This window comes from Bacillus sp. ISL-41 (assembly GCF_018613235.1).
GTDB lineage: Bacteria > Bacillota > Bacilli > Bacillales > Cytobacillaceae > Mesobacillus.
Genome location: NZ_JAGGQP010000026.1, coordinates 69,910 through 93,115, shown reverse-complemented (window position 1 = coordinate 93,115; position 23,206 = coordinate 69,910). Strand labels below are relative to the sequence as shown.

Sequence of the window (23,206 nt, the reverse complement as noted above, 5' to 3'; positions counted from 1 at the left end):
TTATCCATCATTCCGCCTACTTGCGGCATCTGAGGCATTGGCATATCCGAAGATTCATCATCCATCATTCCGCCAACCTGCGGCATTTGATTATCCATCATTCCGCCTACTTGTGGCTGTAAAGGCATTTGCTCATCCATCGCACCTGCAACTTGCGGCATATATGGCATCTGTTGAGGATACCCTTGTTCTGGAATGCAGCCTGGTCCAGGCATTACAGGTGAAATAGGAACACCGTGGAAAACAGGACCTGTCATTTGCGGTGCTGTATGATGAGGCATATTCCCCCCCATAGTCGGGCTCAATGGCATCTGCATCTGGGCAAAAGATGATGATTCCATATCCTCCGCTGGCAATGCCATGTTTGGCATCATCCCTGGGTATTGGGACATCCCCTGTACCTGAGGGTATGGCATTTGCTGTCCTTGAGGATATGGCATTTGCTGTCCTTGATGGCCATATGCGGGACCTGTCATGGAAGGTGATCCTGGATAACAGTTATAAGGATAAGGGATCATCGGCTGCTGGTAACCTCCTTGAACGAATGGCATCATTGATGGAGATTCATCCATGAAATCATTCTTTTCAATTTTTATATCGGGCTTTATTTCTGACTTCACATTTGGTTTCATCTCAGCTTTTGGCAGCTGAGGTTTTACCTCTGGCTTAACCTGTGGTTTGATCTGCTGCTTGACTGGAGCCTTGACTTCTGGCTTTACCTCTGGCTTGACTTCTGGAAAGATATTGTCTGGTTTCGGCGGTAGCTGCGGCTTGGGTTGTGGTTTTGGCTGCGGCTTCGGCTGTGGTTTTGGCTGCGGTTTTGGCTGCGGCGGCATCTGCATATTAGCCATATTCATCATATAGTAATTGTTGATGTCAATCTCAGGCTTAATTTGCACTGGCATCTTCGGTTTATATGGTTTAACTGGCTCTTCCTTTGGAACAGGTTTAGGCATCTCCATCTTCGGCTGTTCCTTAACTGGAGCCTCTTTTGGAACTTCTTTCTTCACTTCTGGCATTGGCATTGGTTTCTCTTTGGCAATCGGCATTTCCTTTTTGCCACCCATATTGATTTTTGCTTGAGGCGTTCCACCTGCGATTGGAGCTTCTTTTTTTACTGTTCCTCCAGCAGTTGGAACTTTTATTTTCATACCGGGCATAATCATATCAGGGTTGCTGAGCTGCGCGTTCATCTTTTTCAGCTCTTCAAAGTTCACGCCGTACTTCTTGGCGATCTTCCAAAGAGTATCCCCTTTCTGTACGATATGGATTTTCACTCTGATTCCCTCCTATGGCATAAGTCCATATATTCTATGTTGGTGTGGGAAAATTGCTAACAATCTTCAAAAAAACTTATGCTTCTATCTAAATAAATATGTTTTTCCACAGGAGATTAAGCTTTTCCCATAAAAAAAATCCTCCCCGGTCCGGGAGGATTCCTATTTATGATTGCTCGAGCATGCGGTTTAGGGCAAGCTTCGCGTTTAATGCTGTCTTTTCATCTACTTTTATAACATTAATTTCTTGCCCCTGAAAAACACTATCGAGACTCCAGGCAAGATGCTGCAGGTCGATCCTGTTCATTGTCAGGCATGGACACATATGAGGATTCAAGGAAATAATCTGCTTATCAGGATAATGTGAAATCAGGCGTTTGACCAGATTCATTTCTGTCCCAACCGCCCAGGATGAGCCGGCAGGTGAACCTTCGATCGCTTCAATAATATAATTTGTAGAGCCTGCCATATCTGACAACGCAACAACTTCACGTGAGCATTCAGGATGGACAATGATTTTCATGTCCGGGTATACTTCTCGCACATGGGCAACATTTTCCACTGTAAAATTCTCGTGGACAGAGCAATGTCCCTTCCAAAGAATGACCTTCACTTTTTCAAGCGGGCCGTCAAATTCAAGGATATTCTCAATCGGGTTGTAAACGGCCATTTCGTCCAGATTGACGCCGATATTAAAAGCAGTATTCCTTCCCAAGTGCTGATCCGGAAGGAATAGCAGACGTTCTTTTTTTGAAAAAGCCCATCGTACCATCTTCTCAGCGTTAGAGGATGTCACAGTCGCACCGCCATTCGCTCCGACAAATGATTTAATCGCTGCTGTTGAGTTCACATACGTCAACGGCAGAATAGTGTCACCAAACAAGACCTGAAGGAATTCCCAGGCTCTTTCCGTCTGGTAAATATCCGCCATATCCGCCATCGAGCAGCCTGCCCTCATATCTGGCAGGTAGACCTTCTGGCTTTCGGTCGTTAATATGTCTGCCGTTTCGGCCATGAAATGAACTCCGCAAAACACAATATGTTCTGCTTCCCTGTTCTCTGCCGACAGCTGGGCTAATTTCAATGAATCCCCAGTCGCATCAGCGAATTGAATCACTTCATCTTTTTGATAATGATGACCAGGGATAAAAAGTTTCTTGCCCATTTTCTCTTTAATTCCCTTGATCATGTCCTCAAGTTCCTGGACAGCCATATTTTTGTACTTATCAGGAAGCATCCTAGATTTCGCTTCGAGCGCCTCCAAAAAATTCATATTCTGCAGCCCCTTTCGTTTCAGCCATCACTTTTGCGCTAATATCCAATGATTTTACAGAATGTGTAAGGAATCCAAGAGAAATATAATCCACTCCGCAATCTCTATAGCTATGGAGGTTATCGATCGTAATCCCTCCGGATGCCTCTGTTAAAATCCCTGTTGGGACATTGCCAATCCATTCCTTGATTTGTTCCGGCGGCCTGTTATCGAACATGATGCAGTCAGCTTTTGAATCAATCGCTTCAAGAAGCTGGTCTTTTGTTTCAATCTCCACTTCGACCTTCACCATATGCCCAAGATTTGATCTCACTGCTTCAACTGCACTGCTGATTGATCCTGCGAATGAGATGTGATTATCCTTGATCATCACGGCATCATACAATCCATAACGATGGTTGAAGCCGCCGCCGCAGCGAACCGCATACTTCTCAAGCATTCTGAGACCCGGGGTGGTTTTACGCGTATCACAGATTCTCGTTTTTGCGCTGTCCAAAACTCTGACAGCTTCACTGGTTTTCGTCGCAATCCCGCTCATCCGCTGTACAAGATTAAGGACGACTCTTTCTGCTTTAAGCAAACCGGAAACTCTGCCAGTGATCAAGGCTAATTCTTGACCCTTGACTACTTTATCCCCATCTTTAACATGCAGGATAATCTGACAGCCCTCATCAAGCAGCCTGAAGCCTGTTTGGATGATTTGCTCCCCGCAGAAAATCCCTTCATCCTTCGAGATTAAAACAAGGCTTCCTTTGTTTTCTTTTCCGAAAATCAGTTCACTGGTGACATCACGTTCACCTATATCTTCAATAAAAAATTGCTCAAGTAGCAAGCGCAGTTTGATTGAATTCATGCTTACCATCCTTTACGTTTTTTCGTTGATGGATGATTTGTTTTTTCATCCAATTGGCGTTATCTTCATGCGGAAAATCTTTTCGGTAGTGACCGCCCCTGCTTTCAGTCCTTTCCAAAGCCGACTGTGTGATTAAGGTTGCGGTGATGTACATGAACAGTCTGTTCAATTCAGATGGATCCAAGTGGTCCAGACGAGCCTCAAGCCATTGTCCCAGTTTGAACTGTTCAAGCCACTCATTCTGTATGATCAGCAATTCTTTTGTCCGGACAATGCCTGTACGGTCCATCATTGTTTGTTTTAGTGAATCCACGTCTGGAAGCTCACCTTCGAATACAACTTGATTCATGTTGGATTCTCTTTTGGCAGTTTGATAATGAATTTCCATGAAACTTACTGCCTCTTTTTTGGCAGCTTGATGGCTGTTGATCCATTCAGCAAGGTTTTCGCCAACAAACATGCCTTCTAATAAGGAATTGCTCGCCAGCCTGTTTGCTCCGTGGATTCCAGTGCATGCAGTTTCACCAATTGCATACAATCCGGGGATACTGGTTCTGCCATGCAAGTCTGTTTTTACCCCGCCCATGATAAAATGGCTCCCGGGAACAACAGGGATCAAGCCTTTTTCAATATCTATTCCATGCTGTGCACATAGCGTGCTGATCGTCGGGAACCTGCTGTTGAAATCCTGGATGTTGGCAATGTCTAAATAGATTTGAATTCCTCTCCGCGAGTAATCATAAATAGTCTGGGAAACAATGTGCCGTGGTGCCAGGTCCTTCAACGGATGAACTTCTTCCATGATCCGCTTTCCCTCTGCAGTGACTAGAACTGCCCCTTCACCCCTTACTGCTTCTGAAATGAGCCCCTTCGTCTTTCCATCTACGTAAAGAAGTGTAGGATGAAACTGGATAAATTCCATATCGGCCAGCTCCGCACCTGCTCTGTAGGCCAGCGCCATTCCATCCCCGGTTGCAGTCTCAGCATTCGAGGTGAGGGCGAATACTTGCCCGCAGCCGCCCGTAGCAAGCACAACATGGGGAGCACAATATACTTCAATCGTTCCATCCGGCAGCTTCGATTTCACTCCGGTACAGCGTGTTTCATCACTGTTTAAAATAAGTTCATAAACAAATGTGGATTGTTGAACTGAAACATTGGCATTCAGACCCGTTAGCAAAAAGTCGACCATATGCTTACCAGTCGCATCACCGCCGCTGTGGATAATCCTTTTTTCACTATGAGCTCCTTCCATCCCAAGAAGCAATTTTCCGTTTCCATCTTCATCAAAGCGACATCCAGATTTCCATAAACCCTTAATCAGCTGCGGTGCTTTTCTGGTCATTTCAAGTACAGCTTCAGGGTTACTATGATGAGCTCCCGCCTCCATTGTGTCGAGATAATGGAAATAAGGATCATCACTCGTGGAAACCGCAGCCGCAACCCCACCCTGGGCAAGATATGAATTGCCCGCTGTCAATTCCCTTTTTGTGAGAATAATCACATTTAAATCCTTTGATAATTTATTGGCCAATTGCAATGCGGCAATCCCACTGCCAACAATGATTACATCTGATTGTTTCATATATTGATAGCCTCCTGGATTAACAGGTGTCTTGACATCTATGTTTACACAGTTTTACACTGTTGACAAGAGCTTTTATTTTTACATTGGAGAATGCAAGATACGATATGTGACCGAGAGGAAACCGAAAGCTAGATTTCCGTCTCATATTGGCTCTTCTTGTGACCGAAATTCATTTGAAAGCCTCACTTCGGGCACATGTCGGCTCTTCTTGTGACCGAGATTTGTTTAAAAGCCTGACTTCGGGCACATGTTAGCTCTTCTTGTGACCGAGATTCGTTTGAAAGCCTCACTTCGGGCACATGTTGGCTCTTCTTGTGACCGAGATTCGTTGCAAAGCCTGACTTCGGGCACATGCTGGCTCTTCTTGTGACCGAAATTCGTTACAAAGCCTGACTTCGGGCACATGCTGGCTCTTCTTGTGACCGAAATTCATTTTAAAGCCTGACTTCGGGCACATGCTGGCTCTTCTTGTGACCGAGATTTGTTTAAAAGCCTGACTTCGGGCACATGCTGGCTCTTCTTGTGACCGAGATTCGTTGCAAAGCCTGACTTCGGGCACATGTTGACTCTTCTTGTGACCGAAATTCGTTACAAAGCCTGACTTCGGGCACATGTTGGCTCTTCTTGTGACCGAAATTCGTTACAAAGCCTGACTTCGGGCACATATTGGCTCTTCTTGTGACCGAGATTCATTTGAAAGCCTCACTTCGGGCACATGTTGACTCTTCTTGTGACCGAGATTCGTTTGAAAGCCTCACTTCGGGCACATGTCGGCTCTTCTTGTGACCGAGATTCATTACAAAGCCTGACTTCGGGCACAAGTTAGCCCTTCTTGTGACCGAAATTCGTTAGAAAGCTTCACTTCGGGCACATGTCGGCTCTTCTTGTGACCGAGATTCGTTACAAAGCCTGACTTCGGGCACATGTTGACTCTTCTTGTGACCGAAATTCGTTGCAAAGCCTGACTTCGGGCACATGTTGACTCTTCTTGTGACCGAAATTCGTTACAAAACCTAACTTTGGGCACATGTTGGCTCTTCTTGTGACCGAAATTCGTTACAAAGCCTGACTTCGGGCACATGCTGGCCCTTCTAGTAATCGAGATTTCAGAAGAATCAGCTTTACAGGCATAAGCAAACAGTAAGAGTGGACAGGAGCGAAAACCTATGAAATATTTTGATTACGCGGCAACATGCCCGCTTGACCGGGACGCAGCTAATATTTTCCTTGAAGCGTCAACAAAGTACTTTGGAAATAGCCAGAGCCTGCACGAAGCCGGGAGTGCATCTGCCAACCTCCTCGAGAACTGCAGAAAGGAGTTTTCGCACCTGCTTGATGTCGATGAAGCAGGGATTTATTTTACAAGCGGTGGTTCTGAAGCGAATTACCTTGGCATTATGGCGCTCCTCTCTGCCAAAAGAAAATCCGGCAATCACATTATTACCGGGGCAGCTGAGCATTCATCTGTCTACAATCTGATGAAAAAGCTTGAAGGAGAGGGATGGGAAATCACATACCTCCCCTTGGACATAAATGGAAAAATAGACTTTGCCAGTTTTACAGAAGCTGTCCGGCCGAAAACTGTACTCGTTTCGATTCAGCATGGAAACCCTGAGATCGGCACAATCCAGCCGGTCATCACGTTTGCTGATTATTGCCATTCAAAAGACATATTGTTTCACACTGACTGTGTGCAAACATTTGGAAAAATACCACTTAACACCCTGGCCGGCTGCGTAGATGCCCTTTCGATTTCAGGCCATAAGTTTTACGGGCCAAAAGGAACCGGAGCGGCCTATGTCAATCCGAAGCTTGCATGGAAGCCTTACATTGATGGAACTGTACATGAAAAAGGCTTCAGGCCTGGCACGGTAAATGTCCCGGGAATCGCAGCAATGACTGCAGCAGCGCAAAAAGCACATTCCATCATGGATAAAGAAACGAAAAGAGTTACTAAATTGAGAGAGGCTCTAACTGAATCCCTTTCAGATGTCAGGGATTCAATTGAGATTTTTGGTGCAGAGGGCGATGAACAGCTTCCAGGTATCATGGGAATGGCGATAAAGGGATTGGAGGGACAATATGTCCTGCTTGAATGCAACCGCAGTGGATTTGCGATTTCCACCGGAACCGCTTGTCATACAGGCATGCTGTCACCTGCGAAGACGATGTCTGCAATGGGAATTAACGGGAAACAGGCAAAGGAGTTTTTCAGAATTTCTTTCGGGAGGGAGACTAGTCAGGAAGATGCAGGCGATCTTGGGAAAATGCTTGCAGCAATCACTGCACAGATGTCGGCCGTTTAACTTCAAGCTGATTTTATGGTAAAATTCTCGAATGAAGAAGTCGAAGGAGAGATCGGATTATGAAGGAACCTACGAAAATCCTCGGAGATGAACGCCGGGCATACATCCTGAAACGTCTGCAGGAAAGCAGTGAACCCATCACCGGAGGCGAACTTTCGGCAATAACGAATGTAAGCAGGCAGGTCATTGTTGGCGATATTACCTTGCTTAAAGCCAAAAACGAACCAATCATTGCTACCAGCCAGGGATATCTATATATGCATGCCTCTCGTCCTTCAGCAGCGGAAAGGACCATTGCTGTCTCCCACGGCCCTGAAAGGACAGAAGAAGAACTCCTGCTTCTTGTCGATCACGGAGTAACTGTTAAGGACGTAAAAATTGAGCATCCTGTGTATGGGGATCTAACTGCATCCATCATGGTCTCAAACCGGAACGAAGTAAAACAGTTCATGAAAAAAATCATGGCTACTAACGCTTCTTACCTATCGGAATTAACAGGCGGAATCCACCTGCACACAATCTCCGCTCCAACGGAAAAAGCGCTGGATGAAGCAGAAGAAACGCTAAGAAAAGAAGGATTACTTATTAATTTCGAATAAGGATATAAAAAAATCCATCAATCGATGGATTTTTTTATAGCTTATGGCTTGAATAGCTCCCAAGCACCTTAACAGCGCACCCCAGTGCCTCTAATTCCGCAATCGCTCCAGGAACCAATACATCATCCATTTTCAAATTGATATCAATTATGAAAAAGTATCTTCCTAAGCCCGTTTTCATCGGACGTGATTCAATCTTGGACAGATTGAGCTTCCGCCAGGAGAAAGCAGATAAAACTTGATGCAGCGCTCCTGCGCGATCTGAAGGCAGTGTAATCATCAGGCTTGTCTTGGACTCTTCGGTTTGATCCATGTGAATATCATGATCTTCCTTTGCAAGCACAGCGAAGACGGTATGATTATAGCTGTAATCATGGATATTTTGCTTAGCCGTCACCAATTCGTATTCCTCTGCAGCGAGGCTATTCGCGATGGCGGCAATATTTTGCTCTGGATGGTTTTTTACATATTTGGCTGCTGCTGCTGTAGAAGACATATCTTCAAGAGGAATTCCTTTGAATTCTTTATGTAAAAATTTATGGCACTGTGCAAGTGCGTGTGGGTGACTGCAAATTAATTCAGCTTCCATCCACTTTTCGATATTGTCTCGATGAACCAGCAAATGCTGCCTGATTGGCACCACCGCTTCACCAACAATCTGAAGGTCTGTTTCATGGACCAAATAATCGATGGTAAGATTAACAGAACCCTCGATTGAATTTTCCAGCGGAACGATGGCTGCGTCAATTTCTCCTGCAGAAGCCGCATCCATGCATTCTGGTATACTCACAAATGGTATCCTCTTAGCCTCTTTAAACAATTGCCGGGCAGCATAATCCGTAAATGTTGCTTCCGGTCCAAGATATCCAATAATCAAGTCTATCCCCCCTGCTACAGTACCCTTTCTTGTTAAGCTCCTGACCCCAGAACTTCAACTTTTTCTACAAATTCCAGTCTTTTCAGTCTCGCGAGCAATTCATCCATTTCGACTCTCATTTCGGTGACATTCAAGCTCAGCGTTACATTTGCCCTGCTTTGCAGAGGAATGGTCTGATGGATGGTCAAAACATTGCAGCCAGTTGCAGCAACCGTGCTCAGCAGTTCAGAAAGCGTCCCAGACCGATCTTCAAGCTGAAAAAACAGCGTAATGATCCGTTCCTTCACAATTGTATGGAAAGGAAAAACGGTATCACGGTATTTATAAAATGCACTTCGGCTCAAATCGACACGTTGAACTGCATCCCAGACTGACTCTGCTTTACCACGCTCGATCATTTCCTTTGCCTCGAGCGTTTTCTTCATTGCCTCAGGCAGGACATCTTCACGAACAAGGTAAAACTTCCTATCTTGATTTTGCTTCATCTCCACCACCCCATCCGTTTGCTGGCTTTTTTATTCTTCTTGCTGCCACGATTCGTTTTTTAAAGAGGAAAGCCGATTAGCCTGTTTCCGGCTAATCGACCTTCTAAAATCATTTAAGCCTATTCCACGAATTCAAATTCATATTCAAGCAGCTTCACTGTATCTCCATCTTTCGCGCCTCTTTCACGAAGGGCATCATCAATGCCCATACCGCGCATCTGGCGGGCGAATCTTTGGACAGATTCATCCCTAGAAAAATCGGTCATCTTGAACAACCTTTCAATACTGTCCCCGGAAATAACAAATGCTCCATCCGATTCACGGGTAATCTGGAATTCCTGCTCCGCTTTTTCATGCTTGTACATGACTCGGGTTTCATCTTTTTCTAATTCCTCTTCATCAATGAGAGGGAACTCAGGAGTCTTTTCAATCAGGTCAGCTACCGCGAATAATAATTCACGCAGACCTTCTCTTGTTACAGCCGAAATTGGGAAAACAGGATGCTCATCTCCCAATTTTTCCTTGAACACTTTCAGGTTTTCTTCCGCATCTGGCATGTCCATTTTATTGGCCACGATTACCTGCGGTCTCTCCGTCAGCCTCAAGTTATATTCCTTCAATTCATTATTGATCGTCAGATAATCCTCATAAGGATCGCGGCCTTCCGTTGCAGCCATGTCAATAACGTGGATGATAACCCGTGTACGTTCGATATGGCGCAGGAACTGATGCCCAAGGCCCACCCCTGAATGTGCTCCTTCAATAAGCCCAGGCAAGTCTGCAAGCACGAAGCTTCTGCCGTCTTCTGTTTCGACCATACCCAAGTTCGGTGCAATGGTCGTGAAGTGGTACTCTGCAATCTTTGGCCTAGCAGCTGAAACAACAGACAATAACGTCGATTTCCCGACGCTCGGGAAGCCCACTAGTCCCACATCCGCAAGGAGCTTCAACTCCATGATGATTTCTCTTTCTTGTCCTGGTTCACCTTTTTCGGAAAGCTCTGGTGCCGGGTTGGCCGGTGTTGCGAAACGCGAGTTACCGCGTCCGCCGCGTCCTCCCTTAGCGATTACAGCTTTCTGCCCATGCTCTACAAGGTCAGCAATGATTGCGCCGGTCTCGGCATCGGACACGATTGTCCCTGGTGGAACCTTTACGATCATATCCTTTGAATTTTTACCATGTTGGTTTTTAGACATTCCGTGCTCGCCGCGCGGTGCCTTGAAATGGCGCTGGTACCTGAAATCCATCAGCGTGCGCAGTCCTTCCTCTACCTGGAAGACTACATTCGCACCATTACCGCCGTCGCCGCCAGCCGGGCCGCCTTTCGGCACATACTTTTCACGTCGGAACGCGACCATTCCATCGCCGCCGTCCCCGCCTTTTACATAAATCTTAACCTGATCGACAAACATTATGTCATTACCACCTGTCTGAAATTTGTTATCGCTTCTATGTTTCCCTAGACTGATTCCATAAAAACTTCTATCGTCAATTCCCCATCGACCACGCCATCCGAGATAACTTTCATATTTTTACCCGGCTGCTTGTCGAGGAAGCTTTTTAAGCGATTTTTATCATTTATTATTCCGCTAAAATCAAAAAAGAACCCAATTCCTTTCTCCTGCGGCTCAATTGTGACGGAGAGATGATTTTCCTGATATTGTTCAATCGAAGAATTCAATGTATCAAAAAGCTGCTCTGTCCAGCCAGTCAACAGCTGGTCATCTAATCTGTGGAAGTTCTGGGAGTCCATTACTTCATATTCCAATTGGAAATGATGATTCTCCCAATTGCAGGTTAACAATGTAGAGGCAAACTGAGGAAGATGTAAATTAGATAGCTTTGCATCCTGCCTGGCTTCCATGATAATTTCTTCAATGATCTCTTTAGCCCGGTCCACTTTATTCAGTGATAAATTCCCTTTAATTAATTGAAGCTTATTCATCCAATCATGGCGTGCATGGCGCAAAACCTCGATTGTATCCCACTCTTTCTTCATACACATACTCCTACTCATAAGACTGCTTGGTGTAAGTATAACAAAAAAGCCATTCTGCGTAAGCTAATTATGTATTTAAATGTCGGTTGGACCTATAAAATCGTGATTTATTTTAACCGGAATCACTATCATAACACCCTATTCGGGCATTAATAAATTCTTTGCTCCATTCAGCAGATCACATTTATGGAGCATTCAATACATAAGAACTCCATAATGCCATCAATAAGCTTTAAAATACAAGAAAACCCTAACCGCAGTGGTTAGGGCTTCTCTTTAGCTTACGCTTCTTGAGCTGCTGGATAAACACTTACTTGCTTGCGGTCACGGCCAAGACGTTCGAATTTAACGACGCCGTCAACCTTAGCGAATAGAGTGTCATCTCCACCTTTACCCACGTTTACACCTGGGTAGATTTTAGTTCCGCGCTGACGGTAAAGGATAGAACCACCAGATACGAATTGACCGTCTGCACGCTTAGCGCCAAGGCGCTTAGAGATTGAGTCACGTCCGTTCTTAGTTGAACCTACACCCTTCTTAGAAGCGAAGAATTGAAGATCTAATCTTAACATTTTGTTCCACCTCCTACTGTTTGAAGGTTAATTTTATATGCTTTCCGTACTCTTTTTCCATCGATTGCAATGTAATGACCATGCTTTCGAGGAGCAGTTGGATTTTCTCCTGTGTATTCGCCGGCAAATTGTCGGGGATTTCACAGCGGAGAAAACCGTCGGCGCCTTGCTCAATGTCAGGGGTGATACCTGTCAAACCTATGATGGAATTGACAGTTCCGATCGAGATGGTCGAAACACCTGCACAGACAATGTCACTGCCATGGGCAGCATATCCAGCGTGGCCGCTAATCGTAAACGATTGGATGCTTCCGGATTTTGTACGATTAATCGTTGCACGAATCATGGTAATCCGCCTTAATTAAGCGTTGATCTTTTCGATAACAACTTTAGTGTAAGGCTGACGATGACCTTGCTTCTTACGATTGTTCTTTTTCGCTTTGTACTTGAAAACGATGATTTTCTTTTGACGGCCGTTCTTTTCAACTTTAGCAGTTACAGTTGCGCCTTCAACTACTGGGCTACCAACTTTAACGTTATCGCCACCTACAAAAAGAACCTTGTCAAAAGTTACAGTTTCGCCTTCAGCAGCGTTTAGCTTTTCAATGTAGATTGCTTGTCCTTCTTCTACCTTTACTTGCTTGCCGCCAGTTTCGATAATTGCGTACATTCCAGTGCACCTCCTCATTAGACTCAGACTCGCCAACCGCAGGCGTTTGCAAATTTGCAAAGCTTAGATACCTGAAGTGTGCGGTTGTAGCACGGGTGCTACAAACAATAACATTAAAATACTATCATATGTTTAACGAAAGTGTCAACATAATTATCGATGTTCTTTTAATGGCCAGCTTGGCTTAACCTGATTCTGTCGAAGCACCAACCTTAAGAATTTCATAAAAAGGTTTCGCCGCGTCTGACAAAGAGAATTTTATCTTAAGGCCCAGTGCTTTTTCAAGCCTCAATTTATGGATATCGGCCTCACCGGAAAAACGGTTGATGACCTCATTCGTTGCGGCTATGAGGACTTCTTCATAATCTGAGTTTTTATATTCCCACAACGCGCGCTCGAGTCTGTATGCGACGGTTTCCGCGCTCAGCACCTGCCCCGTACCTCCGCATGTCCAGCATTTTTCAGTCAGCGTCTCGGCCAGCGACTGCTTCGTTTTCTTTCTTGTCAGCTGGAGGATTCCCAGCTCGGTAAAGCCGATGATCCTTGTCCGCCGTTCATCCTGAAGCAGCTCTTTTTGAATGAGCTTCTGCACCTTGTTCCGTTCACTATCATTCTTCATATCAATAAAATCAATCAGGATGATGCCTGCAAGATCCCTGAGCCTGATTTGCCTTGCCGCTTCGACTGCAGCATTCAGATTCGTTTTCGTAACAGTATCGCGCAAATCCGTTTTGCCGGAAAACTTTCCTGTGTTCACATCGATCATTGTAAGTGCCTCACCCTGGTCTATGACCATGTAAGCTCCTTTATCCAGCCAGACAATCCTTTTAAGCAGCCGCTCGATTTCCTGTTCAATTTTATAAAAAGAAAAGATATGATCATTTCCATTATAAAACTCAATCTCTATACCTTCAGTGATATGGTCCTGAATTCTTTTCTTAAAATCGAGACTATCCGTAATCACTTCTCCATTTTCAAACGACAGAAGTGCTGCCACAGCCTGCTCAAAAAAATAATCACGGCTATGGATGATTCCGGGCTTCTTCATTGCTGACATGGCGTTTTTCATTTGAGAGTATTCAGCGCGGTGGCGCTCAAGCTCACTCATGATTGCTTCCTCAGTCTGGTTCAGGCTTTCGGTCCTGAAAATAAGGCCTTCTTCAGGTGTTTTGACCTGGCTGGCGAATTCTCTCCATTTATTCCTGGTGTCTGCTGAATCCGCCTTTTTGGACACAGCTATGTATTTACCCTGAGGCATATAGACAAGGTTCTCACCTTGTAATTCGATGATTCCTGTCAGCCTTGCCCCTTTTGTCCCGGCCGCATCTTTTTCAACCTGGACCAGCAGTTTTTCACCTTGATGGACATATGAAGAGATGGACCGATTCGTCTTATTTTCGTCATCTGACAGTACGTAAGATGGGAGCTTATCTTTCTGCAGGAAGCCGCTCATTTCTTCGCCAAAATTGACGAATGCCGCGTTCATCCCTGGTATGACTTTTTCGACGATGCCAAGGTAGATATTCCCGACCAGCGATAGCTGGCCCGGCTGTTCGATGTATATTTTTTCAACTTCGCCATTCTTGACCGTTGCGAAGCGCTTTTCTCTTGAATTTGCATTGATAATTAACTGGTTCATTGATTCTCCTAATCGTAAAAAAATGCAGCGCTAGAGGTATCTGCGCTGCATTCATTATCCTATTTTAGAAGGTGTAAAGCAAATCTCCAATTTTCGCTGATAATAACTTCTCATTGAAAAAAGCATGGAGCAATTCATTCTCATCCATGACCATTTCCTTGCCGTCCTGCTGCTTGACGATGATGGGATGCTTGCAGCCGCGCTGGAACTTTTCCAATACATGGCCGACCATTTCATTCTCTGTTGCGCTGATCGGCTTTAGCTCTCTCAAGTCCAGCTGCTTTCCATAATGCCGCTCCATCAAAAAACGCATAAAGATAAAACGCCGCTGCTTCCATTCATAATAAATAGAAAAGGCCAGGAAACCGATGATGACCCAGACATTCAATGTCAGAGGTGCGATAATGCTTAGAATCACCGAAAAAATAACGAGTGAACCTGCTGAAATATACAAAGTACGCAGATGGGCTTCCTGAAAGGATTTGTTCATTGATAACAAAATGAATACCAGCTTGCCTCCATCCAAGGGCCAGATTGGAATCAGATTGAACAGGAGGATCATCATATTATATTCAATGAACAGCAGATGCCACTTTTCCGGAAAAACCCCGGCAGCAAACAGCAAATAAGAGAGCGCCACCATCCAAACATGCTGCAGAGGTCCTGCCAGAACAACAATCAATTCTTCTTTTAACGGCCTGTTCCCGTGCTCATCCATTTCAGCTACCCCACCAAATGGAAGCAGGGCGATTTTCTTGATTCTCCACGAAAAAAAAGAAGCTGCAGCACCATGTCCCATTTCATGAACAAAAATAATCAGCAGCACCATCATCAACTCTATAAAATGCGCGGTCGCAACCGCAAGGGCGATGATCACCCACAGCAAAGGATGGATGTGTATTTTTCGCATTAACGCAATGGCTTTATTCAAACTTGATCACCTGGACGGGATCTACGAAGTCATCCCCTTTTTTAATGGCGAAATAAAATGAACCCTTTATTCCATCCGTACTGTCCATCGCCGTACCTACCTTCGCTCCTTTAGAGATATACTCGTAGAGGCTTACATCGATTTTATCGAGGTTTCCATACCATGTTTCGCTCTTGTCTGCATGCTGCACAATAACCGTTTTACCGAATCCTTCTTTCATGCCGACAAAGTGGACAAGCCCTTCATCCATCGCTTCCACATCAGCACCCTTGCCGGTTTCAATCTGGATCCTCTGGCCATTGTCGCCAAAATCTTCAAGGATTTTCCCGGAAGCAGGGAGTGCATATTGAGCGCCTGGGTTCAGTTCCTGATTGGTTTCTTCATCTGCACTTTTGGCAGGAAGCAAAGCGAGCGGCTTGCCAAATTGATTTTCATACCAGTCTGAAACGGCAGCAAACTGGAATTCCTGGTCCATCGTATGCTTCACATATTGCTGAAATGTTTCTGCTTTTTCTGATGGGCTCCGGAAAATGATCGCAATGATCAAAACGAGGCATGCCGAAGCGAGCACTTTGAATAAAAAAACTTCCTTCTTGAATAGAGGATGTCCCCCTTCCCCCGGCCCCATGTCATAAGATGGAATTCTGTCAAAACCATGCCGTTCTTCCTCCGTTGAAAATAAGCGGTTATGGCTCATTTTCTCCATTCTTTCCCGCTCTCTTTTCCTCTTCATCATCCTTCTGCGTATATCATCAGCTCTCGAGTTCATCCAATCCCCACCATTCCCCTTGTACTCTAAGTTAGTACAAGTCTATGACCTGTCCAATAAGAGTATGACAAGTTCAAGTATTAGAAATAGATAAAAAAAGACATCAACCCTCAAAAAAACGAGGGCAGATGCCTTTTGATCAGCGGACACCGAAGAACTTTTTAATCTTCGAAAATACGCCTTTATTATCATTATCCAATTGCTGCAATGGAACAGACTCACCAAGAATCCTCCTGGCAATGTTCCTGTACGCAATGGATGCTTTGCTATTTGGGTTCAACGCGATTGGCTCGCCGTGGTTTGATGCTTTGATGACTTCATCATCATCGGCCACAATCCCGATTAAATCGATCGAGAGATGTGTCGTGATTTCATCCACATCCAGCATGTCGCCATTTTTCATCATATGGGTGCGGATCCGATTGATGACAAGTTTTGGTGATTCAACATTTTCCTCTTTTTCAAGCAGGCCGATAATCCTGTCAGCATCCCTGACCGCTGAAACCTCTGGGGTTGTGACGACAATAGCCTTGTCAGCACCAGCAACAGCGTTTTTATAGCCCTGCTCGATTCCTGCCGGGCAATCGATGATGATATAATCATAGTCCTGCTTTAGTTCATTCACCAATTTTCTCATTTGTTCCGGCTGGACCGCCGTTTTATCGCTAGTCTGTGCCGCTGGAAGCAAATATAGGTGGTCATCGAAGCGCTTATCCTTTACAAGGGCCTGATGGATCTTGCATCTTCCTTCAATTACATCGACGAGATCATATATGATGCGGTTTTCAAGCCCCATGACAACGTCCAGGTTGCGCAAGCCGATATCTGTATCGACAAGGCAGACTCTTTTGCCTTGAAGGGCCAAAGCTGTACCTATATTAGCAGAAGTTGTCGTTTTGCCAACTCCGCCTTTTCCGGATGTAACTACTATCGCTTCTCCCACTTTAGAGGCCTCCTTCAAACCTAGTTAAACTAGGTCTTTTTTTCATTAAAACTTGCAATCTATCAACTACAATCTGTTGACTGTCCGATATGTAAGCACATTCCATCACGCGGTTTTCTTCATCGGGAACATGGTCTGGAGCCCGGTTTATGCAATCACTGATCCTGAGTTGTGACGGCTTCATGACAGAAGCTGCAATGACTGCTTCGTTATTGCCTTCCGAACCAGCATGCGCAACCCCTTTTAAAGCACCCATGATGAATATATTTCCTGTCGCCTTGACTGTTCCTCCGGGATTGACATCTCCAATGAGGAGCAAGTCCCCAGTTATCTCAAGAACCTGTCCTGAACGGATCACTTTGGCAACAGGCACGATTTCTGTTTCCTGACGAAGCTTGTCGGCTTCCTCCCTGGTGATCACATTTGTCTCCAGATCCTCGACGATTAAGTTCCTCTTCTGGCGGATCAGGTCTTTCAGCTCTTCTTCCTGAGCTTTTGAAAGGTACCTATTTCCTACTTTCACCTTAACCGAAAGCAACTGCTCCTCTTCTTGGACACGTGAAGAATTGGAAAGCTTCCTGTCAAGCTCCTTCTTCAGTTCATCGTAGGAGCAAGTATCATCCAAATGGAGCGTAAGTCCATCTTTTGTTCCTTTTATTGTCACATTTTGTGTTTTCTTCATACTGGATGTTCACCTCATACGAAAAGCGCAAGCGCCTTGGTCAGCCCCGACCAGCGTTGGAGAGCCTGACAGTGAAGTCGTTCTTGGACTTCATTGGCAGGACCGAAACGTCTCGAGGGGCTTGGCGCTGGAGCTAGACACTAATCTAAGTGTAAATGTCTAAACATTAATCATAAGAAAAGCGCAAACGCCTGGCAGCCAGAACAATTGCCTGGGACCGCACTACAGTTTCTTTGACTGCATTAAGTCATCTCATTGCAACAATGGTGGCTTGGCGCTGGAGCTGGACATTTATCTGCCGTAATAAAATTATTTCACCTGAAAGAAATTCGACATCCCTCCGCCAAATTCCTTTATTCGGGATACATGTACAATATTTTTATAGCTCCGATAAAATAATTCTAATCATTTCGTAACCGGTCTGCGGCATTCTCGAACTGTTTTTTAAATGGATAGGCCGCTAATATGATAAAAGCAAGATTCAGAATCAATGTAGGGACTAGTCTTATTTTAACATAGGTCGAAAAGTCCAGGTCAGTAATTTTTATCAGCAGCATCAACTCGTAAACTCCTACCTCCAGAAGCGCAATGCCAAGCAGGGATAGAATGGATACAATTAAAATATTGGTCTGCAGGATCCTCATCATGTTTGCGGCCAAATAAGCAATGAACGGAAACATGAAAAGATAGATCCCGATGATTTCCGTGTAGACGATATCAAAAAGGAGTCCGAAAATTAATCCATAAATGATTCCATGTTTTGGGCTCAGGTATGCCGTCAGAAATAAAATCCCTGCCATGAGGAAATGCGGTACAAGAATCCGGTCGCTGTTGAATAACTCGGCAGGCAGCAATTCGACAAACAGACTTTCCAGAATGAATAAAAAAGCGAAAAGAGCAGGGAGCAAGAAACGGATCAATTGCCTTCCTCCTCGCCTTCGCTATCTTCCAAGCTTTCTTCAATGTCTACTGAAATCATTGATTTTTTAACAACCATGACATGTTCCAGGTCATAGAGATTTGCTTCGGGCTTAATATATGCTGTTTGGTTCAAACCAAATTGATCCGGGACAACTTTGACAACCTTTCCGATTGGAAGATCTTTTGGAAAGATGCCGCCCATACCAGTGGTGACGACATTTTGTCCTTTTTCAATTTCCGCATTATATGGCAGTCCTTTTAATAAAAGAAGCTCATTTTTCTTATCATATCCTTCGATCGTGCCATAAAGCGGCTTATCAGCCTGCAGGATGGCAGAAATCCTGTTGGTCGGGTCAATGGAACTGATGAGCTGCACAGTTGCCGAGAATGGTGTTGTGCTTTTGATTTTGCCAATTAAACCTTTTGACGTGATAACGGCCATATTTTTTTCAATTCCATTGGAAGCGCCTTTATTGATGATGATCAGTTCATTCCATCGTTCTGGACTTCTGGCAATCCTTACAGCCTGGATTGGCTCATAGTCTGCTAGTGATTCTTTCTTATTTAAAATTTCCTGAAGCTCCTCGTTTTCTTTTTCAAGGGAGTATACTTTCGCTTCAAGGCGGGCCATATCATCAACGCGTTTCTTCAACTCTTTGTTTTCCTGATATGTATTTTGCAAGTCTTGAAGGTTCTCAATTAAACCAGCGATATAATTGGCCGGCCTGGAAACAACGGATTGCACCCAGCTGGTCGAGTCTTTGATAAACTGCTCGGGCCATGTCAATTCTTCTCTTTCCCTTAAAGAAAATCCAATCAATGCCACGAGGACTATAATGCTCACAAGCAGCATTATCAGGCGTTTATTAAAAAAGAACTGTGGCATGATTTACACCTCTAATCTATAAAAATGGATGACAGAAAGGGAGGGAAGTGGATAATCCCCGCTTCCCTTCCCTATTACCTTGATTCTTTTGCTTTAGTCTTGAATAAATCGATATGGTCCAATGCCTTCCCGGTACCGATTGCAACACAGTCCAGCGGATCTTCGGCAATCAAGACTGGCATCTTTGTTTCTTCACTGATGACCTTGTCCAAATTACGGAGCAAAGCGCCTCCGCCTGTAAGGACAATTCCACGATCCATGATGTCAGAAGCAAGTTCTGGTGGTGTTTTTTCCAGGGTCAGCTTCACGGCATCGACAATGGCGTAAACAGTGTCACGCAATGCTTTGGCAATTTCTTCTGCTGTGATTTCAATTGTTTTCGGCAGACCTGTCAGCAAGTCACGGCCGCGGATTTCCATATTTTCAATGCCATCCGCATCTCCTGCTGAACCGACTTCCATTTTAATCGCTTCCGCTGTTCTCTCACCAATCATCAGGTTATAAGTTTTACGGATATAATTGATGATAGCGTCATCCATTTCATCACCTGCAATGCGGACAGATTGAGATGTAACGATTCCTCCCAGAGAGATAATCGCAACTTCTGTCGTACCGCCGCCGATGTCGACAACCATGCTTCCAGTTGGTTCCCATACAGGAAGGTTTGCTCCAATCGCTGCTGCAAACGGTTCCTCAATCGTAAAAGCATCCCTGGCGCCAGCCTGGCGAGTCGCGTCAATAACCGCTCGTTCTTCAACAGCTGTAATGCCAGATGGAACACATATCATGACATACGGCTTGCCGGCAAACCAGCCCTTATTCTTCGTTGCCTGTTTGATATAGTACTTCATCATTGTCGCTGTTGTCTCATAATCAGCAATGACGCCATCCTTCATCGGCCTTAAGGCGACGACATTTCCAGGCGTACGTCCGATCATATTCTTTGCATCATTACCGACAGCGACGATATTTTTTGTATCCGTTTGAAGTGCCACAACCGATGGCTCTCTTAAAACGATTCCTTTTCCTTTAACATAAACAAGTGTATTAGCAGTACCAAGGTCGATTCCTAGGTCTCTTGTACCAATCCCAAACATATTTGTATCTCCCTTTCTTAACAAAAAATGCAATAAAAGAACAGGCAATCTATAACAAAATCAGTTGATTGTTCATAGGCAGATTTCCTGACAAATTTTTAACTTGTCCGCAAAAATCATAAATTATATTATATCGTAACGTCAATCAAAATCCTAGTATCATACATACCCTTTTTCCTTCAAACTAACATATTTATTTTCCCCAATGATCAAATGATCTAACAATTCAATTCCGACAATTTTCCCGGACTCGGCAAGCCGCTTGGTGACTTCGATATCCTCCCTGCTCGGGGTCGGATCACCCGAGGGATGATTGTGCACGCAAATGACTGATGCTGCCGATCTGCGGACCGCTTCTTTGAAGACCTCTCGCGGATGGACAATCGAAGCATTAAGGCTGCCGATGAAAATCGTCTGCTTGTGGATCACCTGATTTTTCGTATTCAAGTACAGGCAGACAAAATGCTCCTGGGTCAGAAAGCGCATATCGTTCATTAAATATTTCGCCCCGTCTTCCGGTGAGCGGATCACATAGCGTTCATCAAGGGTATGGTTGGCAATGCGCCTGCCGATTTCCACAGCCGCAAGGACATGGATCGCTTTTGCTGTCCCGATTCCTTTAATTTGTGTCAGTTCTTCCAGTGTTGCATCTTTAAGAAGCCGGAGGCCCTCAAACTGGGAAAGCATTCTGTTTGCAAGCTGAAGGACTGATTCTTCCCGCGACCCCGTACCTAACAGCAGGGCAAGCAATTCATGATTGGAAAGGCTCTGGGGGCCATTTTGGACAAATCGCTCCCGCGGCCGCTCATTTTGCGGATAATCTCTGATCATTAATGAATGTGTAGACAATAGATTTTCCTCCCAGTCATTGATTATGACGAGGGAAGTGTAGAAGAAGTTTCTGTGGTTTTCTCTTAATAAGGAAGGTTGTACCCGATTTTTCTTAACTCCCTGATCACCCTGGATACAGGCAGTCCAACAACTGTGTAATAATCCCCACTGATCTCTTTGACAAGCATGCTGCCGAATCCCTGGATTCCATAGCCGCCAGCCTTATCGAATGGTTCACCGCTCTTTATATAGGTGTCGATTTCTTCATCTGACAGTTCCCAGAACGTCACATCTGTTTTTTCATAGAAACGCGTTTCCTTCTCAGGGGAGATAATGGATACTCCTGTGTAGACTGAATGAGTGTCCCCAGACAGCTTTTTGAGCATCTTCAAGGCTTCTTGTCCGCTTTCAGGCTTCCCAAGGATCGTTCCATCATGGACGACGACAGTATCCGAGCCAATCACGAAGCAATCAGGATAATCCTTAGCCACAGTTCCCGACTTTCTTGAAGCAAGCTCCATTACCGCGTCGGCAGGGCTGAGTGTCTCACTGAAACTTTCGTCTGCATCACTGCTCGAGATTTCAAAATTCAAGCGGAGGTTTTCAAGAAGTTCTTTTCGCCGTGGAGAAGAAGAGGCTAAAATGAGGCGTTGCATAAAATCACCTTTCTTTTCTTTTTGCATCAAAGGGAGATACAAGCTAATACTATCAAAGTTCACCTTTAGTAACAATCTTTAGTCGTCGGTTTGGCAAAAAAAATCAGAGCCTGGCGCATTTTGCCGAAGGCTCTGTTAATTTGTACAATTTCCCGGAAAATATTCTGGTATATTACTTGCCAATCGCTTGATACGCAGACAGGAATGCCAGAAGGCTTTTCTCCATTTCCGCCAGCTGATTGGCATCCTTCGTTTTCTGGTAGCTTGTAAAAGCAGCACTTGCTCTTTCCATGCTAACCTTAGCCTTGAGGACAGTCTGATCCTCTACACTCTTGTCTTCAATTTTCGTAAGCATTGCCTGGTAATTCTCAACTTTTTTTACTTCCTCTGGCGCTGCTGCTGATCCATTCATCAGGATGGTATAGATTTCTGGTACCTGCTTGAGGAATTCCGATTCAGCTGCTGCTAATCCGGCAGCCGTTCCGCCAGCAATTTCAAAAGGTTTTGCGAACACTTCAACACCCTTGGCCTTGAGTGCTTCTGACTGTTGTTTGGCAGCCTCAATGCTTCCGGCAGTTCCTAAAAAGACGGCGAACTGGCCATTCACAGGAAATAGCTCAGCCGTGACTCCCTGTCCGGCAAGTAATTGCACCCTTTCCTTCGCTCCAGCTTCTGTTGTGAAAATGCCATTCTGGACGATAAAGGTCTGGATCGATTTTAACTCAAGCTGTTCCTTCCCGCCTGCCGGGCTCTCTGCAGTTTGGCCGGCTTTTGGCTGCGTCACTGCTGGCGCAGCTGTATCAGGTTCTGATGGGAGGAATTTAAGGAATGTCACGCCAAATGCTGTTCCAAGCAGCACGGCAAAAAGAACATTCATGATAATCGTCGTATAAAGGCGATTGCTGCGTTTTGATTTAGTATTCCAAACCGAAATGCCGATGCCGTTCTTTTTTTGCTTTTTTGCCTGTTTCGGGGCGATCTTGTATTCCTTTATGATTTCCTCGTCGACGGGATCAGGCAAAATCCAGTCAAAGCTTTCCTCAGTTTGTTCCTGGGCAGCAGCACTTTCATTCAGCGCTGCATCATTTTCCAGCGGATAGACCTTGCTTCGGTCTTCGCGAATACCATTAATTGGGTAATTGCTGCTCTTTTTTTGATCATATGGACCATTCTCATTGGGTCCTTCTTGTTTATGTTTCTTTCTGATTCCATTATCCTGCATCTTTTTGTCTGCCTGAATCGGACGGTCCTTGCCATTAATCTTGATTGTGATGGTCTTTCCTTGCTTGTCCAATGCTTGTACCTCCCCCTGCCCGTTCGTGTTTGGCTCCATCCTATCATAGCGGCAAAAA

24 protein-coding genes and 1 other annotated feature are annotated in these 23,206 nt (G+C 44.9%); of the genes, 2 read left to right on the top strand and 22 right to left on the bottom strand.

The genetic code is table 11. From position 1 onward, the window contains the following. The 4 genes from safA to nadB form a co-directional block, all read right to left on the bottom strand. The coding region (safA, locus tag J7I80_RS12860; protein WP_214738754.1) for a SafA/ExsA family spore coat assembly protein at window positions 1-1,277 on the bottom strand (1,277 nt) is incomplete at its 3' end. Between the two features lie 166 nt (window positions 1,278-1,443). Then, window positions 1,444-2,550 carry a quinolinate synthase NadA gene (gene nadA, locus J7I80_RS12855; RefSeq protein WP_214738753.1) on the bottom strand — a complete coding sequence of 369 codons (1,107 nt, stop codon included), beginning with the start codon at window positions 2,548-2,550 and terminating at the stop codon, window positions 1,444-1,446. Continuing rightward, window positions 2,516-3,403: a carboxylating nicotinate-nucleotide diphosphorylase gene (nadC, locus tag J7I80_RS12850; protein ID WP_214738752.1), complete on the bottom strand. Its 888-nt coding sequence runs from the start codon at window positions 3,401-3,403 to the stop codon at window positions 2,516-2,518. The genes nadA and nadC overlap by 35 nt, the downstream gene beginning before the upstream one ends. Then, entirely contained in the window at window positions 3,372-4,988 is a 1,617-nt protein-coding gene (gene nadB / locus J7I80_RS12845) for an L-aspartate oxidase (RefSeq protein WP_214738751.1), read from the bottom strand. Before nadB ends, nadC begins: the two co-directional genes overlap by 32 nt. A gap of 1,169 nt (window positions 4,989-6,157) precedes the next feature. Between nadB and J7I80_RS12840 the strand changes: the two genes are divergently transcribed. Continuing rightward, window positions 6,158-7,297, top strand: coding sequence for an IscS subfamily cysteine desulfurase (locus tag J7I80_RS12840; protein WP_214738750.1), 1,140 nt, complete (start codon window positions 6,158-6,160; stop codon window positions 7,295-7,297). 59 nt (window positions 7,298-7,356) lie between these two features. Next, window positions 7,357-7,896 carry a transcription repressor NadR gene (locus tag J7I80_RS12835; RefSeq protein ID WP_214738749.1) on the top strand — a complete coding sequence of 180 codons (540 nt, stop codon included), beginning with the start codon at window positions 7,357-7,359 and terminating at the stop codon, window positions 7,894-7,896. Between the two features lie 34 nt (window positions 7,897-7,930). Here the strand turns inward: J7I80_RS12835 and pheA are convergent, their stop codons facing one another. The 18 genes from pheA to J7I80_RS12745 form a co-directional block, all read right to left on the bottom strand. Further along, window positions 7,931-8,773 (bottom strand): prephenate dehydratase, encoded by an 843-nt coding sequence (gene pheA / locus J7I80_RS12830; RefSeq protein ID WP_214738748.1) that lies wholly within the window; start codon window positions 8,771-8,773, stop codon window positions 7,931-7,933. 32 nt (window positions 8,774-8,805) lie between these two features. Continuing rightward, window positions 8,806-9,258 carry an ACT domain-containing protein gene (locus J7I80_RS12825; RefSeq protein WP_214738747.1) on the bottom strand — a complete coding sequence of 151 codons (453 nt, stop codon included), beginning with the start codon at window positions 9,256-9,258 and terminating at the stop codon, window positions 8,806-8,808. A gap of 119 nt (window positions 9,259-9,377) precedes the next feature. Further along, window positions 9,378-10,670 (bottom strand): GTPase ObgE, encoded by a 1,293-nt coding sequence (obgE, locus tag J7I80_RS12820; protein ID WP_214738746.1) that lies wholly within the window; start codon window positions 10,668-10,670, stop codon window positions 9,378-9,380. Between the two features lie 47 nt (window positions 10,671-10,717). After that, the gene (locus tag J7I80_RS12815) at window positions 10,718-11,257 is read right to left on the bottom strand and encodes a sporulation initiation phosphotransferase B (RefSeq protein ID WP_214738745.1); all 540 of its coding nucleotides are present in this window, start codon (window positions 11,255-11,257) and stop codon (window positions 10,718-10,720) included. Window positions 11,258-11,538: 281 nt separating this feature from the next. Then, window positions 11,539-11,829, bottom strand: coding sequence for a 50S ribosomal protein L27 (gene rpmA, locus J7I80_RS12810; protein WP_041964011.1), 291 nt, complete (start codon window positions 11,827-11,829; stop codon window positions 11,539-11,541). A gap of 13 nt (window positions 11,830-11,842) precedes the next feature. Further along, window positions 11,843-12,175, bottom strand: coding sequence for a ribosomal-processing cysteine protease Prp (locus J7I80_RS12805; RefSeq protein WP_214738744.1), 333 nt, complete (start codon window positions 12,173-12,175; stop codon window positions 11,843-11,845). Window positions 12,176-12,190: 15 nt separating this feature from the next. Continuing rightward, on the bottom strand, window positions 12,191-12,499 hold the full coding sequence (gene rplU / locus J7I80_RS12800) for a 50S ribosomal protein L21 (protein WP_023627147.1): 309 nt from the start codon (window positions 12,497-12,499) through the stop codon (window positions 12,191-12,193). Window positions 12,500-12,514: 15 nt separating this feature from the next. After that, window positions 12,515-12,595 (bottom strand) — a sequence feature (ribosomal protein L21 leader region). A gap of 88 nt (window positions 12,596-12,683) precedes the next feature. Next, window positions 12,684-14,138 carry an Rne/Rng family ribonuclease gene (locus J7I80_RS12795; protein WP_214738743.1) on the bottom strand — a complete coding sequence of 485 codons (1,455 nt, stop codon included), beginning with the start codon at window positions 14,136-14,138 and terminating at the stop codon, window positions 12,684-12,686. Window positions 14,139-14,202: 64 nt separating this feature from the next. Next, a complete protein-coding gene (locus J7I80_RS12790; RefSeq protein ID WP_214738742.1) occupies window positions 14,203-15,069 on the bottom strand; it encodes a M50 family metallopeptidase in 867 nt (288 codons plus the stop codon). After that, window positions 15,062-15,838, bottom strand: coding sequence for a M23 family metallopeptidase (locus tag J7I80_RS12785; RefSeq protein WP_214738741.1), 777 nt, complete (start codon window positions 15,836-15,838; stop codon window positions 15,062-15,064). The genes J7I80_RS12790 and J7I80_RS12785 overlap by 8 nt, the downstream gene beginning before the upstream one ends. 139 nt (window positions 15,839-15,977) lie before the next feature. Continuing rightward, window positions 15,978-16,781 (bottom strand): septum site-determining protein MinD, encoded by an 804-nt coding sequence (gene minD, locus J7I80_RS12780; RefSeq protein ID WP_192471519.1) that lies wholly within the window; start codon window positions 16,779-16,781, stop codon window positions 15,978-15,980. Window position 16,782: 1 nt separating this feature from the next. Beyond that, entirely contained in the window at window positions 16,783-17,463 is a 681-nt protein-coding gene (minC, locus tag J7I80_RS12775) for a septum site-determining protein MinC (protein WP_214738740.1), read from the bottom strand. A 401-nt stretch (window positions 17,464-17,864) separates the two neighbouring features. Continuing rightward, a complete protein-coding gene (gene mreD, locus J7I80_RS12770) occupies window positions 17,865-18,383 on the bottom strand; it encodes a rod shape-determining protein MreD (RefSeq protein WP_214738739.1) in 519 nt (172 codons plus the stop codon). After that, a complete protein-coding gene (gene mreC / locus J7I80_RS12765; RefSeq protein ID WP_214738738.1) occupies window positions 18,380-19,270 on the bottom strand; it encodes a rod shape-determining protein MreC in 891 nt (296 codons plus the stop codon). The genes mreD and mreC overlap by 4 nt, the downstream gene beginning before the upstream one ends. A 74-nt stretch (window positions 19,271-19,344) precedes the next feature. Beyond that, window positions 19,345-20,367 carry a rod shape-determining protein gene (locus tag J7I80_RS12760; RefSeq protein WP_192471515.1) on the bottom strand — a complete coding sequence of 341 codons (1,023 nt, stop codon included), beginning with the start codon at window positions 20,365-20,367 and terminating at the stop codon, window positions 19,345-19,347. A gap of 159 nt (window positions 20,368-20,526) precedes the next feature. Beyond that, a complete protein-coding gene (gene radC / locus J7I80_RS12755) occupies window positions 20,527-21,198 on the bottom strand; it encodes a RadC family protein (protein WP_192471542.1) in 672 nt (223 codons plus the stop codon). Window positions 21,199-21,281: 83 nt separating this feature from the next. Then, window positions 21,282-21,854, bottom strand: a complete 573-nt coding sequence (locus J7I80_RS12750) for a Maf family protein (protein ID WP_214738737.1) — start codon at window positions 21,852-21,854, stop codon at window positions 21,282-21,284. Window positions 21,855-22,026: 172 nt separating this feature from the next. Beyond that, a complete protein-coding gene (locus J7I80_RS12745) occupies window positions 22,027-23,148 on the bottom strand; it encodes an SPOR domain-containing protein (RefSeq protein WP_214738736.1) in 1,122 nt (373 codons plus the stop codon). Between the last annotated feature and the right edge of the window lie 58 nt (window positions 23,149-23,206).